Below are 15,846 nucleotides of genomic sequence, written 5' to 3'. Positions count from 1 at the left end.
CGGGCCAACATGCAACTGGTCGAGCAACTCATCGCGCGTCGTCCCGACATGCGCTTGTTGAGTGCCGGGGATGGCATGCGCGGCATCACGCTGGCGCGCGCCCATCTCCCGGATGTGATCCTGATGGACATCAATCTGCCTGGCATCAGCGGTATCCAAGTGCTGAAAATCCTGCGTGAAGATCCGGCAACGGCGCACATTCCCGTCGTTGCCCTCAGTGCCAATGCCATGCTCCGCGATATCGAGAAGGGACTAGAGGTTGGATTCTTCCGCTATCTCACCAAACCCATCAAGCTCAACGAGCTCATGGATGCGCTGGACTTGGCGCTGGAACATGCGGAAACAGAATTAGACGGCGCCGTTATATCAGGATCCCTGCGATGATTAGTAACGCCGATATTCTTAACGCCAGTATTCTGATCGTAGACGACCAGAAAGCCAATGTGCAGTTGCTGGAGCAAATGCTGTGTGACGCCGGCTATCGGCACATGACGTCGACGATGGATCCGCATGCCGTCTGCGCGCTGCATCGCGCCAACCACTACGACCTGATTCTGCTCGATCTGCAGATGCCCGGCATGGATGGCTTCCAGGTGATGCAAGGCCTGAAGGAAATCGAAGCCGATGGCTATGTTCCGATACTCGTCATTACGGCCCAACCGGGTCACAAGCTGCGAGCGCTGGCCTCCGGCGCGAAAGATTTTGTAGCCAAACCGTTAGAGCTGGTCGAAGTCAAGACGCGCATTCACAACATGCTGGAGGTGCGGTTGTTGTACAAGCAACTCGAGCATTATAACCGTGCGCTGGAATCCTTGGCGCTGCATGACGCGTTGACCGGGCTGCCGAATAGACGGCTTTTAATGGACAGACTTTCCTTGGCCATCGCGCATGCGCGCCGGAACAAGCGCACCATGGCGGTGATGTATTTGGATTTGGACGGATTTAAGCAGATCAACGACACCCTGGGCCACGATGCCGGCGACACGCTGCTAAAGATGGTCGCCGCGCGCCTGGTGGCCGCCGTGCGTCAAGAGGACACGGTGGCGCGCTTGGGTGGTGACGAATTCGTGATCGCGTTGTGGGAATTGAGTCATGCCGACGGTGTCGCCAAGCTGGTGTCAAAAGTGATGCAGGCCGTGTCACAACCCTATTGCATTCACGACCGCGACGTGAGCATGACCGCCAGCGTCGGTGTCGGTATTTATCCCACGCACGGCGAGGAGGTGGAGACGCTGATGAAGAGCGCGGATATGGCCTTGTATGAGGCCAAACGCACCGGCAAGAACGATTATCGCATCGCCGCGCATATCGACCTGTTGGCGATGCCGCGTAGCTGATGCAATCTGTCCTCAATAAGACTGAATCTCCGCCTTATGTGCGGTAACACACGGAGAGCAGCGGGCTTGATCGCTATTATTATAGGGCTGCTCAAAATTCATCCGTGGACTCACTAACCCCCGGCTTTTGCAAGCAAAAGCATGCATTTTTTTGCAGGATGGGTGTATAAGTAGATGAGGTGCTGCCCGCACCTTCGGCCACGCGATCCGCCAGACTCAATCGCGCTTTAACAGAGGTTGGCCATGCTCGAAAAAGTTCACGATTCCGACATTCTCAACCCCGCCGCTGGCACGACGGCAGGCATCACCGAGGTCCGACGCCAGGAAGCCTTGCTTAAAACGGGGGCGTTGCAGAACGCGATCCTCAATAGCCCCAATTTCTCGATTATCGCCACCGACGAGAAAGGCATCATTCAATTATTCAATATCGGCGCCGAGCGCATGTTGGGCTATCAGGCCGCCGAAGTCGTTAACAAGATCAACCCCAGCGACATCCACGATCCGCAGGAAGTAATGGCGCGGGCGCAGGCGCTGAGCCTCGAACTCGCCACCCCGATTAAGCCGGGCTTCGAGGCGTTGGCTTTCAAAGCTTCGCGCGAGATCGACGACAGCTATGAGTTGACCTATATCCGCAAGGATGGCAGCCGCTTTCCGGCCATCGTGTCGATCACGGCGCTGCGCGATGATTATGGCGATATCCTCGGATACCTGTTGATCGGCACCGACAATTCCGTGCGCAAGCAGGTCGAACTAGAGCTGAACAAGGCCATGGCCGTTGCCGAAAAAGCCAATCTGGCAAAATCGGATTTTCTTTCCAGCATGAGCCATGAGCTGCGCACGCCGCTCAGTGCGATCCTCGGTTTCGCCCAGCTGATAGAGTCCGGTACGCCGTCGCCGACGATCTCCCAGAAGCGAAGTGTCGATCAGATTCTCAAGGCGGGGTGGTATCTGCTGGAACTGATCAACGAAATCCTCGATCTGGCGCTGATCGAGTCCGGCAAGCTTCCGATTTCGCTGGAACCGATATCGCTGGCCGAAGTCGTGCGCGAATGCCAGACCATGATCGAACCGCAGACGAAAAAGCGCGACATTCACATGAGTTTTTGTCAGTTCGAAATGCCCTACTTCGTTAAGGCCGATCGAACGCGAGTGAAGCAGGTTCTCATCAACCTTCTTTCCAACGCGATCAAATACAACAAGGCGGGCGGAACGGTCGTCGTGGACTGCCTCACGAGCACCCCCGGACGCATTCGCATCAGCATCAAGGACACCGGCGAAGGATTGGCCCCGGATAAACTGACGCAGCTTTTCCAGCCGTTCAATCGTCTTGGAAAAGAAACCAGCATCGAGGAAGGCACCGGCATCGGCCTGATGGTGAGCAAGCGGCTGGTCGAACTGATGAAGGGCGAAATCGGCGTGGAAAGCACGGTCGGTGTGGGCAGTGTGTTTTGGTTCGAGCTGAACTTAACGGCTGAACCACAACATGTCACCGCCGCCGAACTCACGGCAGCCGCCCAAGCGCAAGTTCATGCCGGCGGGCGCCAGCGCACCCTGCTCTATGTCGAGGACAACCCGGCCAATCTGATGCTGGTCGAGGATCTCATGGCGCGCCGTCCCGATATCCGCTTGCTGAGCGCGAGTGACGGTAACCGCGGCATCGAGATGGCGCGCGCCTCCCGGCCGGATGTCATCCTGATGGACATCAATCTGCCTGGCATCAGCGGTATCCAGGCGCTGAAAATCCTGCACGCCGACCCGGCCACGGCACACATCCCGGTGGTGGCGCTCAGCGCCAATGCCATACCCCGCGATATCGAGAAAGGCCTGGCGGCAGGATTCTTCCGCTATCTCACCAAGCCTATCAAGGTCGACAAGTTCATGGATACGTTGGACGTGGTGCTGAAATTTGCGGAAACGCAATCGGCCCACGCCATTAAAGAGGAAAAAGTATGATGGTTAGTGCACCCGACATTTTTAACGCCAGCATCCTGATTGTTGACGATCAGGAGTCCAATATCAGTCTGCTTGAGCAATTGCTGAACGAGGCCGGCTACACCGGCGTTGCCTCAACCATGAATTCACAGGAGGTCTGCGCGCTGCACCGCAAAAACCACTACGACCTGATTTTGCTCGATCTGCAGATGCCCGGCCTGGATGGCTTCCAGGTGATGGAGGGCCTCAAGACCAACGCGGCGGACCGTTACCTGCCGGTCATCGTGCTCACCGCGCAACCGGGTCACAAGCTGCGCGCGTTGCAGGCCGGCGCCAAGGATTTCATCAGCAAGCCGTTCGATCTGGTCGAAGTCAAAACGCGCATCCACAACATGCTGGAAGTGCGGCTGCTGTACAAACAACTGGACAATTACAGCAAGGTACTGGAACAAACCGTGCAGGAACGCACCGCCGAGCTGCGCGAAAGCGAGGCGCGCTATCGCAGCCTCACCGAACTGGCCTCTGACTGGTATTGGGAGCAGGACGAGCACGGGGACTTCACCAAGGTTTCCGGCCCAGTCCTGGAGATGCTCGGAATCCGCGTCGACTCCTTGGCGGGAGAACCCAGCGATGCGCGGGCGGGTGGCTGGAACGAGGCGGAGCGCGAAGCACTACAGATAAAGATCGCCGCCCGCCAGCCATTCCTGGATTTCGCCTTCAGCCGCGTCAACGCCGATGGCTCGCAACAAAAATTTCGCGTCAGCGGGGAACCGATGTTCAACCGGTCCTCGCGCTTTATCGGTTACCGCGGAGTCGGCGTGGAAACCACGGCAAAGAATTAGAACAAGGGATTTCGATCGTTCACCATGTCACCACCTCATAGTCCGAATCAAAACCATCTGCTCGCGGCCCTGCCCACGGCGGCATTCGATCGCCTGTCCGCGCATCTGGAACTGGTGCCGATGCCGCTCGGTGAAATCCTCTACGAACCTGGCGGACAGTTGCGTCACGCCTATTTCCCCACCACCGCCATCGTGTCGCTGCACTATGTCATGGAGTCCGGCGGGTCGGCCGAAACCGCGGGGGTGGGCAATGAAGGTGTCGTCGGCATTTCGCTGTTTATGGGCGGAGGCACCACGCCCAGCTCGGCGGTGGTACAGGCCGCGGGGCACGCTTACCGGCTGGAGAGCCGCTTGCTGATGCAGGAATTCAATCGTGCCGACATGATGCAGCGTTTATTGTTGCGCTACACCCAGGCGCTGATGACGCAGATGACCCAGACCGCGGCCTGCTATCGACACCATTCGATAGAGCAGCAACTGTGCCGCTGGCTATTGTTGACACTCGATCGGTCGCTTTCGAATGAGTTGATCATGACGCATGAATTGGTCGCCAGCATGCTCGGCGTGCGCCGGGAAGGCATTTCGGAGGCCGCCGGGCAATTGCAGCGCGCCGGTTTTATCAGCTACCGTCGCGGCCACATTACCGTGCTTGAGCGGGCCGGACTGGAGACCCGCGCGTGCGAGTGCTACGCCGTGGTCAAGAAGGAATTGGACCGCCTGCTGTCCGATGTGCGGTACCGCCAGAACATCGTCACTGCCGTTCGATAACCTTCTCCGACCATTACGCCGACAACGCGTTTGGCGCCCGGCAAGCCGGTATGTATCTGCCCCAGCATGACATTGGGACATTTCCCGATTGCACCGTACCCGACTGGCATGCCCTTTGGTCAAGGTTGGCCGGATGGCGGGGTCAAGGCAAGGGAACGCTATTACGCAACGCTGACTCGCCTGAACCCTGAAACGGACCGAGGGGATTCTTGTTTTCCTCGAGCGCGTAAATGGCCGGTTGACCGCCGGTTAGCGTGTAGATGACGACGTTATCCTTGACCAGGATGACCCCATTGAAGCTCCAGCCGGTAATCTCGACCTTCCGTTTGAAATTGGTGAAATCCGCCCAGAAATTCCCATGGCGTTTGCGGCTGTTGGAGCTCTGAACGATCTCATAGCCGTTGCATGCCGCCTTGGCCAGGATGCACGCCCTTACCCCGGGAGCCAATTCTTCTGCGCTGACCGAGGGACTTGGGATGAAACGGCGTATCACATCGGAATAATTCAGGATGGTGATATTCGGATTCGATTGGGGATCCAGCTTGAGTGTCTTAAGGTCTTCGAGCGTGGTTTGGTAAGGGACGATCTTATCGAAGGCTTGCTGTGCTTCATAATAATTCTGCCACGGGCCCACGGTGCTGGTGTGCGCATGCGGAAGCAAGGAGGCACAACCGGCCAGGAAAACCGGGAGGGAAATAATAGCCAGCAATGTCGGAATGTAATGAAAGTGCATCGGATATCCAAGATTGCTGTTGGAATAATAGGACGTGGTGGCTGTGCTAAGGTTTGGGCTCGCCGGCCTGCGATGCGTCGCGGATGGGTTGGTCTATTGGGTGTTCGTCAGCGGCGCGCCATTCAAGCGCGCCGAACCTGGTCTCGCCGAAGGAGTATGAGTAGAGCAGGCTAAGGGTGTTCACGGTCTGGTGGGTGTCATTGATGTCGGGATAGCGCGCATCTCGCTGGGAAGTAATGTACTTGAGCGTGACAGCGTGAGGGCCGTGAACGCGCACGGTGAGTGCCGCATCCCCGCGGAAGATACGCTCCGTTCCTCGATCCTCGGTAGAGGCTACTTCGCTGACATAATATGAGCGCGCCGTGATGTCGAGGTTGGCTGCCTCGCCGAATATCATGCGCAGCGCCAGGAGCGCCTGCGGCGTGGCGCCATAGTGGTAATCGCGTTCACCGGCACCGCGGATGGTCCCGGCCGCGCCGTAGCCCAGACCAGCCAGGGCCGTGCCCTGTAGTGCCATCGTTTTCGAAAGCCACTTCTGGCCGGTCGTACCGAAAGAAAGTGCCGTACTCGAGACGCGAAATATCTGTGGCGAGATGTAATCGTAGCTTCCATAGAGGCCCCATATGCCGCGATAGGTTTCGCCCACTTCGTATTCCTTTCCAACGAGGAGACCGCGGCTCATGATGTTCTCGAACACATTGGCGGTGTTGGCGGAAAATTGGAAATCGAAGTAGTCGAAAGGACGTGTATAGGTATACCCGGCCTTGCCGGGGAGCCCGTAGGCCATGTGAAAGTCCAGGGTCGCCGAATCGCGTTGCACCTTTTGCGACACGGCCTCGTCGAACACATTATCGACCTTGTTCCAGCCGAGGCGCACGCGCGTATAGACAGCCGGGTCGTGGCTGTCGAACACGGAGCGGAACCGGTTGCCGAAGGCGTGTCGGGTAAAGCCCAGAGACGGAGAGATCACCGCGGCGCCCAGCTCGCGCCAGAACCCGGGCGTTTTGCCTCCGCCCTCAAGCAACATGCTCGCCATCCGGAACAGCGGTTCGCCGAGGAAAGTCCCACCGAAGCCGGTGGTGAACAAGTCGTTAATGGAGGGCGAGCTCGTCTCGCCCACGATTTCCCAGAGCAGGCTGCCGCCGAAGGTATACCCCAGGGATTCCCAGTAACCGAGACCGGTCGATCGCGCAAACCCGAAGTAGATGGATCCCTGATACGGATGCATGAACTGGTTCACGGCGAACGGGTCGGTGTCGACAACCCACCGGCCGCTCAAATTTTTCCGGATTGAGGAATAAGTGCTGCCGTACACCTGCTTGTCAATGAAGTAGTAGTCGATACGATTGAGCAGGAGGTTGAACCCGGCGATTTCCCAAACCGGGAGGAGATAGCTCTTGCCGGCCTCCGTTTCCTCGAATCGAAGCGGCTTTCTTGGCTCGGTGGGGGTTTCCGTGGAAGAAGGTTGGGGCGGAATGTCCGTCGTGCCGGCGGGATTTTGCGCAACAATGTATTGATCGTACCGGTTGAACTGTAGTGGCAAGCCAAGGCTTAGCGTGTCTGGGACGAACTCGTTTTTGTTCGCTTTGGATTCGCTGGCAAGGCCAGCGGCTGGTGTGATGAGCGCCAGCGCGAAAGCAACGCAAAAAAACATCGTTCTGAACATGCAGCCAGATATGAATCCCTCCCCGCCCAGCGTCTTACCGGCCAAGGCTTTGAGAATTGCGCGCGGCGTTTTCATGAGAGACTCGTTCTTCAGTTACTACGGAAAACTGGTCTGGCTGACCTGCATGTTGGTTACGTGACAGCCTCGCCCATATCGTTGTGAAACTGACGAAGCTGCTGCTTAGATGTACTCGGGAAATTAATTCTGCACTGTGCGGTATCGAACATGTGTCTCCAGCACACACTTTAAGTGGCTGGAAGCCGCAACCCGGCGTGTTCCGGTCTTACTCGTTCTTTGCAATCACTCGACGATCAGGCTTTTATGTCGGCCCGTGTGCTCGGGCAATCTTCCCAGCAAGCTGATTTGGCGCAAATTATTACCTCTACCCCGGCTATCGCGGGCTCTTCGCCAGCGCCGTGCTTTCCCTGGCTCATCGAATGCATAGATCTCATATGTTTGCTAGCGCACAGAATGCTGCTGTTTCGCAGCGTATGTTGCTTTTTTGAATGCATAACATGTTGGCAGAATGAAACAACAGAGCCTTAACCACATCCCCGATATCATGGCGCCGAGAGCCTCAAGCAGCCCGACTCCATCGGGCACAAAGCCTGCGCCTAACCGGATACAGCCATAAATGAACTCGTTTCATATTGTGTCAGCATTGTTGTCGGGACTGTTTTTACTGGCAACAGGTTGTGCATCGGTGCCGGGTACCGGAGATGATAATGAAGAGGCGAAACACTCTGCCTCACGCGTGGAGGGTGATTACCGTATTGGCGTAGACGATCGCCTGCAGATAACAGTATGGCGCCACCCCGATATGTCAGTGGCCGCCGTACCGGTGCGGCCGGATGGAAAAATATCGGTTCCGTTGATAGGCGATGTGCAGGCCGGCGGCAAGACGCCCAGCCAGGTCGCGGCCATCATCAAGGACAAGCTGTCGGCGTATATCCGTGATCCGAATGTGGCGGTCATTCTGACGGAGTTGCGCAGCCATGAATTTCTTTCACGCGTGCGTGTAACAGGCGCCGTCCGCACGCCGCGTTCCATGCCCTATCGTCCGGGCATGACGGTCCTCGACGCCGTGCTCGAGGCGGGGGGCACGAATGATTTCGCCTCACCGAACCGGACCAAGCTTTATCGCAACGGAAAGACAAAAACCGACGTATTCGACATTGCTCTCGCCGATATCCTGGCCAGGGGAAAGCTCGAATCCAACCTTGAGTTGAGACCCGGTGACGTGGTCACCATTCCCGAGAGACTGTTCTAAGCGCGCCTGACAGGCTGCTGAAAAACTCTTCGTCACCCCGGCGAAAGCCGGGGTCCAGAATATTAGAACCAACAAAATCAGTAATATGCTGTTGCTGCCCGGGGTGCAACAAAACCCGTTGCACCCGTTCGGCGGCGCGAACATACGTTAAGTATGTTCGCGAAAACCCCGCCTCACCCAGCTTTCGCCGGAATGACGGATTTGGGTGTTTCTCTGACTTTTTCAGCAACCTGCTAACAAAACTGTCTCTGTTGAAAAACGAGTGGGTAATCACCCGAGCCGACGGGTCGTCGTGACATGCTCCCTCCCCCTCGACGGGGGAGGGTGGGGGTGGCGGACCGACACGCGGCAAAACCCGGATCCATTGTTACTTCACGACGATGCTCACCCTCCCCCTCGCCCCCTCCCGTCAAGGGAGGGGGGATTCCATTTTTCCCTGCCGGGCCTTTTTCACCCACTCAAAATTCAACAGAGCCACAAAATGAGAATCACTTGGAACGCCGTTCAAGGTTCGACAGGCTCACCACGAACGGACTTCATCAAAGCTTCCCCACAAGATACGCCAGATCAAACACCGGTTCACCCTGAGCCAGGCGTGACCGGTTCCTGTTATGGCCAGGGCAGGGGCATAACCGTCAGGCAACCTGTCTTGCCTTGAGTAATGCTCCCGGAGCATGAAGAATCCTGCCTGCTCTGCCTCCCGCGTATTTCCACGCCAACGAAGCAGCCCCGGATCCGGGGCTGCCAATTTTTCTAATTCTGCACAGTCGCTTGCTGTGCGTTGTAGATATAGCGTCGCGACCAGTCCAGCGAGTCGGCACTGCGTCGAGCCTGGTGGCACAGCACCTGATAAACGGAAATGTCGTCGTGTTCAAAAGCGTGGGCGCAGAAAGCGAGATAAACGCGCCAGATGCGGAATTGTTCATCGTCCACTTCCTGCTGAATGAGCCCGCTGTGCCGGTCGAAGTTGTCCGCCCAGATCGACAGGGTCTTGGCGTAGTGACGGCGCAGGTTCTCCACGTCGATTACCTCCAGCCCGCCTTTCTGCATCGCCAGGAGCGCCTGACTGAGGTGTGGCAATTCACCGTCCGGGAAAACATATTCGTCGATGAAATCGCCTCCGCCGAAGGCAATGGCGCCTCCGTCGGGATCGGTCGATGTGATGCCATGATTTAACGCCATGCCGTCCTCGGCAAGCAAATTATGCATGCGCCTGAAATAGGCCGGCAAGTTGTTTCGGCCAACATGCTCGAACATGCCGACGCTGGTAATACGATCATACCGACCGGTCATGTCGCGATAGTCCTCCAGCCGGATGGCAACGCGATCGGTCAGCCCCGCGGCCTTGACGCGTTCGATCGCCAGTTCGTACTGGTTTTTTGAAAGCGTAATGCCGACACAACGGGCGCCATAATGGCTTGCTGCCCGCATCACCAGCGCGCCCCAACCGCACCCAATGTCGAGCAGTGTTTGTCCCGGTTGCAGCTTGATCTTGGCAAGTATGTGATCGATCTTGTTCATCTGTGCGGTTGGCAGGTCCTCGTTACCCTGTTCGAAATAGGCGCACGAGTACACCATGGCTGGATCGAGCCACTGCGCATAAAAGGCGTTCGATACGTCGTAATGCGATTGGACGGCCTTTTTGTCGGATTGCCTGGTGTGCTGAAAGAAGCGGGCCATCCGTGCTACCCGTCCGCCCACCGGCACGGTATTGCTCACGATGGCATAAGCAATAGCGACGATATCGTTCAACTTGCCCTCGAGATCAATCATCCCCTTGACATAGGCTTTGCCCAGACGATCGAGGGTAGGGTTAAGCAGATACGGAATGGCGGCCATGCTTTTAACGCGTAAAACGATCCGCGGAGTGGTGAAATGCCCAAGATCGAACTGTTGCCCGTTCCATAATATCAATCGTGCGTGAAGGTTGACGCGATCGCGAATGCAGCTTGCCCATGTCATCAACTCTTGCTCCAGAATCATTGTTATTCTCCATGACGACAGGCAGTGTGTTGGCAAACAATCTTCTGACTCGTCAGTTGTGGCGGTTGGACAAATCGGCCGGCTCTCGCCTCAAATTTATGGCGCCGTGGTAAAGCTCCATTGCAGGTTGTTGGCCAGTGCATTGCCTGCCATGTCCTTGGCTCCGGTGGTGAGCGTGGCGGTATAAGTGGTGTTGGGCGCCAGATTTCTCACGGGCACGGGATGGGGACCCACGGGTGTGGCGAGATGGACGTGTCGTGTAAAGGTCGCGGTGTTGTTGCTCGTGTCATAGGCCACGGTTCCTATCACGAGGTCGGTGCCAGGTCCGGTCACGGTAAAGTTTGCCGTGGTAATGGTTACCGGGTCCATGGGCTCACTGAAGGTGACGTTGATTGCCCTGTCGATGGCGACGTTTGACTCGGCAGGCGCCGGGCTGGTGGAATTGGCGACTGGTGTAACGACATCCGCGTTGGCGCCTGTGGTAAAACTCCATGTATTCGCTTGCGAGGCATTGCCTGCCAGGTCCACAGCACTCGTGGTGATCCTCGCGGTATAAACTGCATTCGGCGCAAAATTTTGCGCAGGTGTAAAGATCGCTGTTCCGCCAAGATAGGTCACCGTACCTGAAACCGGTGTGACGTTAGGTCCCGTCACCGTAAAGTTTGCCGGTGTCATCGTCGACGAATCCATTGCCTCCTTGAAGCTGGCCGTGAGTTTGCGGTTGATTGCCACGCCCGTGGCAGCGTTAACGGGAATCGTGGAAATCACGGTGGGCGCGATATTATCCGCTCCACCCGTTACGAAATCCCAAGCAAAGTCTGTTGAAATGGAATTATTTCCCAAATCCTTAATACCGGTCACAATCGTTGCGATATAAGTCACATTGGGCGCGAGATTGCTGCCGGGCGTGAACACGGCAATGTTGTTGGTGGTGTCGAAGCCAACTGTTCCTGGAATGGAATTGGCCCCGTCGGTCAGCCTGAAAGTTACTGTATTAACTGCTTCAGGACTGATGCCACCAGAAACCACTGCCTCACTGAAAGTGACCGTGAGTCGGGCATTGGTCGCCATTCCTGTCGTGGCTTCACCCGGGGTCATGGCGGTCACGGTGGGCGCGGTGTTATCTGGCGGACCTGAACTTCCTCCGTTTGCTCCACCCCCACTTCCACTTCCACTACCACTGCCCCCGCCGCTACCTCCGCATCCGGGCACAAAAATGAGCAACGTGAATACCGCAAACGACAGCTTAATATGCTTGAAATAATTTTGGTAAACGTTCATTGGCATCCACTCCTTAAAACAACATTCATGCTTGCGCTTTGCGGATAAATAAAGATTTCTCCCGCAGACCTGTGCGATGTCGGTAACAGGCGAACATGTCCGGATTTCAAATCAAACCCTCCAGGTTGAGGGTGATCCGCGGTTTGGAAAATTATTCCCAATCTCGGCGTTTTCCTCTGTGCGATATCGTACATACGGCGGAATTTTCAATCCGGGCCATTCAACCGCGCTACGTGAGCAGGGCAGGGGGCTGAACTGCTGATTTTTATCTCCATGTACGCTGACGTACCGATGAAAATCTTTTCCGGGCCCACACTGTGGCTGGTAAATGAACCCGGTCACGGGATGGAGCGAGGAGATGATTCGTTCATCAAAACATGAAGCCAGAATATATTTTGGCCTGATTCTGCTGGCGGTCAGTTTTTTAACAGGCTGTTCACGCACCGATAGCGCTGGAACCACTGCCGCGGATCCGTCCACTCCAGATACGACGGCGCCAGCCCCGGCGCCTCCAGCCCCGGCGCCTCCAGCCCCCCAGACAGCGGTCGATGTCCTCACTTATCATAATGACAACGCACGTACCGGGCAGAACCTCCAGGAAACGCTGCTCACCCCCGCGAATGTCAACAGCACGACATTCGGCAAGCTCTTTTCATATTCCGTGGATGGCTATGTTTACGCGCAGCCGCTCTATGTGTCGAACGTGCCGGTCGCCGGCCAGCTGCGCAATGTCGTATTCGTGGCCACCGAGCACAACAGCGTCTATGCCTTCGACGCCAATAACCAGACAGGCGCGCCGCTATGGCAGGTGAGCTTCATCGATCCGGCCAACGGCATCACCACCGTGCCCTATCAGGATACCGCCTCGCCGCCGGGCTACACCGGACCCGGGCCGGTCATCCCCGGCGGTTGCGCGGATTTGACGCCGGAAATCGGGATTACCGGCACCCCGGTCATTGATCGGGCCACGGGCACGCTTTATGTCGTCGCCAAGACAAAGGAAATAAACGGCGCCGTCGTCGCTTACGAACACCGCCTGCACGCCCTGGACATCGCTACCGGCGCCAGCCGGCCCGGTTCGGGACGGACGCTGCGAGCCTCCGTTCCCGGCACGACGTCGCCCAATGATGGCAACGGTCGTGTGCTGTTCCAATCCTTGCGCCAAAATCAGCGTGCGGCGTTGCTGCTGAATAAAAATATTATCTCTATCGCCTTTTCCTCGCATTGCGTCATCCGACCCTACCAGGGATGGGTGCTGGCCTATGATGCGAAAACCCTGGATCAGCTCGGTGCATTCAACGTCGTTCCCAACGATCCCAAAGGAAAAGGCGGAATCTGGCACAGCGGCGGCGGCCCGGCAGCCGATGCCAGCGGCAACGTCTTCGTCATGACCGGCGACGGGCCCTTCGATCCGAGCCCGGGTGTCGACAGTTACAGTGACAGCGTCCTCAAGCTGACGAATGGATCGTTGACGATTTCTGACTACTTCACACCGTTTAACCAGCAAGAGCTGGAGAATGCGAACGCGGATATGAGTGCGGCCGGGCCGTTGCTGTTACCGGATCAATCCGTAGGCCCTCCGCGTCTGATGTTGAGCCTCGGGAAACAAGGCATTGCTTACCTGCTGAATCGCGACAACCTGGGAAAGTTCCAGGCAGGCAGCGACAGCCAGATCGTGCAGTCCTTTACGTGGGGGCTGTGTGGAACGGGCAGGTGCCTGATATTCGGCACTCCGGCATACTTTGAAAACACGGTCTACATGGCGGCAGTCGGAGACAAGCTGAAAGCCTACACCCTTGGTCAGGGGCAGCTTGTTCTTTCAGGGGAGTCGACGAACAGTTTCCCATGGCCCGGCGCGACGCCGGTTGTTTCCGCCAACGGCTCAAGCAACGGGATCGTGTGGGCACTGGAGACCAATGGATCGGGCGCGCCAACGGTACTCCATGCCTATTCAGCCGCGGACGTTATCATCGAACTCTACAACAGTAATCAAAACGCGGCGCGTGACAACCCCGGACCGGCGATCAAGTTCAGCGTTCCGACCGTGGCAAACGGCAGGGTCTATGTCGGCTCACAATATCAAGTGTCGGTTTTTGGATTGCTTCCCTAGCCCGACAACGAAAAGGCCTATCGGACGAACGCGGTTTTTTTATCGGCGAGGGCCGGGGAAGCAAGGTGTTTGAACCCGTTTAAGCTCGAATGATCGTGCGCGTAATCCACGCTGGTCGGCGCACCCGCACCCGTCGGATCTTTATGCCGGATCGACAGCATGGCCGGCTTTGGACGCATACGCGCTCTCAATCGCGCAATCAAGCCGCGCTCCGACCATGGCCGATCGAGGCAATCCTGAATCAGACCCGGCTCGCACCACGGTACGTCGTGATAGGCCGTGCGCAAATAGCTGCTGGCGGGATCCCTGTGCCATTCGCCGGGAAACATGGCGATGACATCGTGATCTGTCATTGCAGGCGGTGCCAGCGGCGGGGTTCCCGTCAGCTGCGTATAGAGTGCGGCCGGGAGATTATGTCCTGCACCCAGCGGCAGATGACAAATGGGTGTGGCGCGCGGATTCACTTCGATGAGGTAAGCGGCTCCGGTCAATGCCTCCAGAATGAAATCAACCCCCCACAACCCGGAAATCCCGAGCCGGCGCACCAGCCGTTTCACCGCCTCGGACATCTCCGGATTCTCGATGACGCGCACGACGGTGGCAGGCCCTGTCGGGTGCTGCGTCCTGATTGCTTCCACGCTGATACCCGCCAGAACCTGTCCTTGCCAGCATGCGACCGCCCGGTTGGCGGGGCTACCAGGGATGAAATCTTGCAACGTAATGGTACGCCGTGGCTCCTTCAGCGAGTTCAGAAGAAAAGTCGGGTCTCGCTCCAAAAGCATGCGCGCCACGCCATTCACCATGGACGGACGCGACGTCATGATCCCAAAGGCATGCTCGGCCTCCTCGTGATCACGAACGATCGAGACGCCCTGTCCGCCCCATGTGCTATCTAATTTGATCACTGCCGGAAATCCGTGTTGCGCGAGCCAGGCGGTTAATTCGCTTGGTGTCACCACAACGGTGGTTTCCGGGATCCGTACCCTCTCCTCCGCGGCCAGGGCCATCAACTTTCCCCTCGCGGTCGCGAGTGCGCAAGCCTCGGGCGCTCCCAGCGAACGCGCAATAAGAACGCGTAATGCATTCGCCGAGAAGCCTGTTTCGCCGGCGCGCTCATATAACTGGTGAAGGTGGGCTGCCGCATCGTCATCGCAAGGAACGACGAGATCGGGCGCAGACGATTCGATGGCGGCGCGCAACGAAACCAATGGCTTGAGCACGGAGTATGGGTAAATCCGCTGGATGGCTCGCACCGTGGTCACGGGATGCTGGCCCGGACAAATTGCCTCCACGCGGCAGCCCATATTGGCAAAAGCTATCGCGAGACGGGCGGCGATCGGCCAGCGGATTGTCGCGGTGAAGAGAATGCCTGGCGCTGCTGCTCTTGGTGAGTTTTTTAGAATTTTTTTATCCTGCGCGTTAACGTTACTATTTAATTCATAGGTCGCAGGCCAGTTCTGCCTTACCGGAAATAATATGGAGTTATTTTGCATGCGCTGGCGCTCGCCTTAATCGGTTGGCCATGGTTAGGTCCATTTTCTGGTTAGAACGATCCGGTTTTGATCGCGCGGATATAAGCCAGACTTGCACCGGCGCAGCCGCTGATCCAAACCCAGGCAGTCTGCGTTGCAACACCGTCGGAGTCTGTACGCCCACGTACTGAGTGCGGAGACGTACAGACGCTGAGTCGCTCAAAGTCTATTTTGCGCGCATGAATTTCTCCGAAGGGATTTGGGGCAGTCACCTTGGGCGGCCCGCGCGGCGCGTGTTGAGCCGCAGCGTGGCTACTGTAGCCAGCGATCTGCTTCCGCTGGGCGATTTTGCCTGCCTTCTCCTTGCCGCCTCCCTCAGCACGCTGCTCTACACCCGTTGGCTGGCACCGTCCGGTCTCGGGAACGATTTCGGGCAAGCGCTGTTGATCGCG

13 protein-coding genes are annotated in these 15,846 nt (G+C 57.3%); 8 read left to right on the top strand and 5 right to left on the bottom strand.

Going from position 1 to position 15,846, the window contains the following annotated elements; all coding sequences use genetic code 11:
- From NUV55_RS04460 to NUV55_RS04440, 5 genes are all read left to right on the top strand, one after another.
- Positions 1–384, top strand: a 384-nt coding sequence (locus NUV55_RS04460; RefSeq protein WP_296670757.1) for a response regulator, incomplete at its 5' end; no start/stop codon positions are given.
- Positions 381–1,337 carry a diguanylate cyclase gene (locus tag NUV55_RS04455; RefSeq protein WP_296670755.1) on the top strand — a complete coding sequence of 319 codons (957 nt, stop codon included), beginning with the start codon at positions 381–383 and terminating at the stop codon, positions 1,335–1,337. The genes NUV55_RS04460 and NUV55_RS04455, both read left to right, overlap by 4 nt.
- A gap of 243 nt (positions 1,338–1,580) precedes the next feature.
- Complete coding sequence (locus NUV55_RS04450; RefSeq protein ID WP_296670753.1) at positions 1,581–3,290, top strand: ATP-binding protein; 1,710 nt, start codon at positions 1,581–1,583, stop codon at positions 3,288–3,290.
- Positions 3,290–4,111: a response regulator gene (locus NUV55_RS04445; protein ID WP_296670751.1), complete on the top strand. Its 822-nt coding sequence runs from the start codon at positions 3,290–3,292 to the stop codon at positions 4,109–4,111. The genes NUV55_RS04450 and NUV55_RS04445 overlap by 1 nt, the downstream gene beginning before the upstream one ends.
- Positions 4,112–4,135: 24 nt before the next feature.
- Positions 4,136–4,879 (top strand): Crp/Fnr family transcriptional regulator, encoded by a 744-nt coding sequence (locus NUV55_RS04440; protein WP_296670750.1) that lies wholly within the window; start codon positions 4,136–4,138, stop codon positions 4,877–4,879.
- Positions 4,880–5,021: 142 nt separating this feature from the next.
- On the opposite strand, the gene NUV55_RS04435 is transcribed toward NUV55_RS04440, so the two are convergent.
- Positions 5,022–5,612, bottom strand: coding sequence for a hypothetical protein (locus NUV55_RS04435; protein WP_296670748.1), 591 nt, complete (start codon positions 5,610–5,612; stop codon positions 5,022–5,024).
- 46 nt (positions 5,613–5,658) lie between these two features.
- Positions 5,659–7,353 carry a DUF3943 domain-containing protein gene (locus tag NUV55_RS04430; RefSeq protein ID WP_296670746.1) on the bottom strand — a complete coding sequence of 565 codons (1,695 nt, stop codon included), beginning with the start codon at positions 7,351–7,353 and terminating at the stop codon, positions 5,659–5,661.
- 559 nt (positions 7,354–7,912) lie between these two features.
- Here NUV55_RS04430 and NUV55_RS04425 point away from each other — a divergent pair.
- On the top strand, positions 7,913–8,548 hold the full coding sequence (locus tag NUV55_RS04425) for an XrtA/PEP-CTERM system exopolysaccharide export protein (protein WP_296670745.1): 636 nt from the start codon (positions 7,913–7,915) through the stop codon (positions 8,546–8,548).
- 753 nt (positions 8,549–9,301) lie between these two features.
- Here NUV55_RS04425 and NUV55_RS04420 read toward each other — a convergent pair.
- Positions 9,302–10,531, bottom strand: coding sequence for a cyclopropane-fatty-acyl-phospholipid synthase family protein (locus tag NUV55_RS04420; protein ID WP_296670743.1), 1,230 nt, complete (start codon positions 10,529–10,531; stop codon positions 9,302–9,304).
- 96 nt (positions 10,532–10,627) lie between these two features.
- Positions 10,628–11,812 (bottom strand): Ig-like domain-containing protein, encoded by a 1,185-nt coding sequence (locus tag NUV55_RS04415; RefSeq protein ID WP_296670742.1) that lies wholly within the window; start codon positions 11,810–11,812, stop codon positions 10,628–10,630.
- Between the two features lie 358 nt (positions 11,813–12,170).
- Between NUV55_RS04415 and NUV55_RS04410 the strand changes: the two genes are divergently transcribed.
- Positions 12,171–13,922 (top strand): hypothetical protein, encoded by a 1,752-nt coding sequence (locus NUV55_RS04410; RefSeq protein WP_296670740.1) that lies wholly within the window; start codon positions 12,171–12,173, stop codon positions 13,920–13,922.
- 17 nt (positions 13,923–13,939) lie between these two features.
- On the opposite strand, the gene NUV55_RS04405 is transcribed toward NUV55_RS04410, so the two are convergent.
- Positions 13,940–15,415: an ATP-grasp domain-containing protein gene (locus NUV55_RS04405; protein ID WP_296670738.1), complete on the bottom strand. Its 1,476-nt coding sequence runs from the start codon at positions 15,413–15,415 to the stop codon at positions 13,940–13,942.
- Between the two features lie 170 nt (positions 15,416–15,585).
- Between NUV55_RS04405 and NUV55_RS04400 the strand changes: the two genes are divergently transcribed.
- Positions 15,586–15,846 (top strand): hypothetical protein (locus NUV55_RS04400; protein ID WP_296670736.1); only part of this gene is annotated, 261 nt, incomplete at its 3' end.

This window comes from Sulfuricaulis sp. (assembly GCF_024653915.1).
Taxonomy (GTDB): Bacteria; Pseudomonadota; Gammaproteobacteria; order Acidiferrobacterales; family Sulfurifustaceae; genus Sulfuricaulis.
This window is presented reverse-complemented; position numbering and strand designations above follow the sequence as displayed.

What these genes read in the sequence shown, in the direction of transcription:
- NUV55_RS04425 (WP_296670745.1), top strand. Translation starts at nt 7,913, where the DNA reads ATGAACTCGTTTCATATTGTGTCAGCATTGTTGTCGGGACTGTTTTTA.
- NUV55_RS04440 (WP_296670750.1), top strand. Translation starts at nt 4,136, where the DNA reads ATGTCACCACCTCATAGTCCGAATCAAAACCATCTGCTCGCGGCCCTG.
- NUV55_RS04450 (WP_296670753.1), top strand. Translation starts at nt 1,581, where the DNA reads ATGCTCGAAAAAGTTCACGATTCCGACATTCTCAACCCCGCCGCTGGC.
- NUV55_RS04430 (WP_296670746.1), bottom strand. Translation starts at nt 7,353, where the DNA reads ATGAAAACGCCGCGCGCAATTCTCAAAGCCTTGGCCGGTAAGACGCTG.
- NUV55_RS04435 (WP_296670748.1), bottom strand. Translation starts at nt 5,612, where the DNA reads ATGCACTTTCATTACATTCCGACATTGCTGGCTATTATTTCCCTCCCG.
- NUV55_RS04455 (WP_296670755.1), top strand. Translation starts at nt 381, where the DNA reads ATGATTAGTAACGCCGATATTCTTAACGCCAGTATTCTGATCGTAGAC.
- NUV55_RS04445 (WP_296670751.1), top strand. Translation starts at nt 3,290, where the DNA reads ATGGTTAGTGCACCCGACATTTTTAACGCCAGCATCCTGATTGTTGAC.
- NUV55_RS04415 (WP_296670742.1), bottom strand. Translation starts at nt 11,812, where the DNA reads ATGAACGTTTACCAAAATTATTTCAAGCATATTAAGCTGTCGTTTGCG.
- NUV55_RS04410 (WP_296670740.1), top strand. Translation starts at nt 12,171, where the DNA reads ATGATTCGTTCATCAAAACATGAAGCCAGAATATATTTTGGCCTGATT.
- NUV55_RS04405 (WP_296670738.1), bottom strand. Translation starts at nt 15,415, where the DNA reads ATGCAAAATAACTCCATATTATTTCCGGTAAGGCAGAACTGGCCTGCG.
- NUV55_RS04420 (WP_296670743.1), bottom strand. Translation starts at nt 10,531, where the DNA reads ATGATTCTGGAGCAAGAGTTGATGACATGGGCAAGCTGCATTCGCGAT.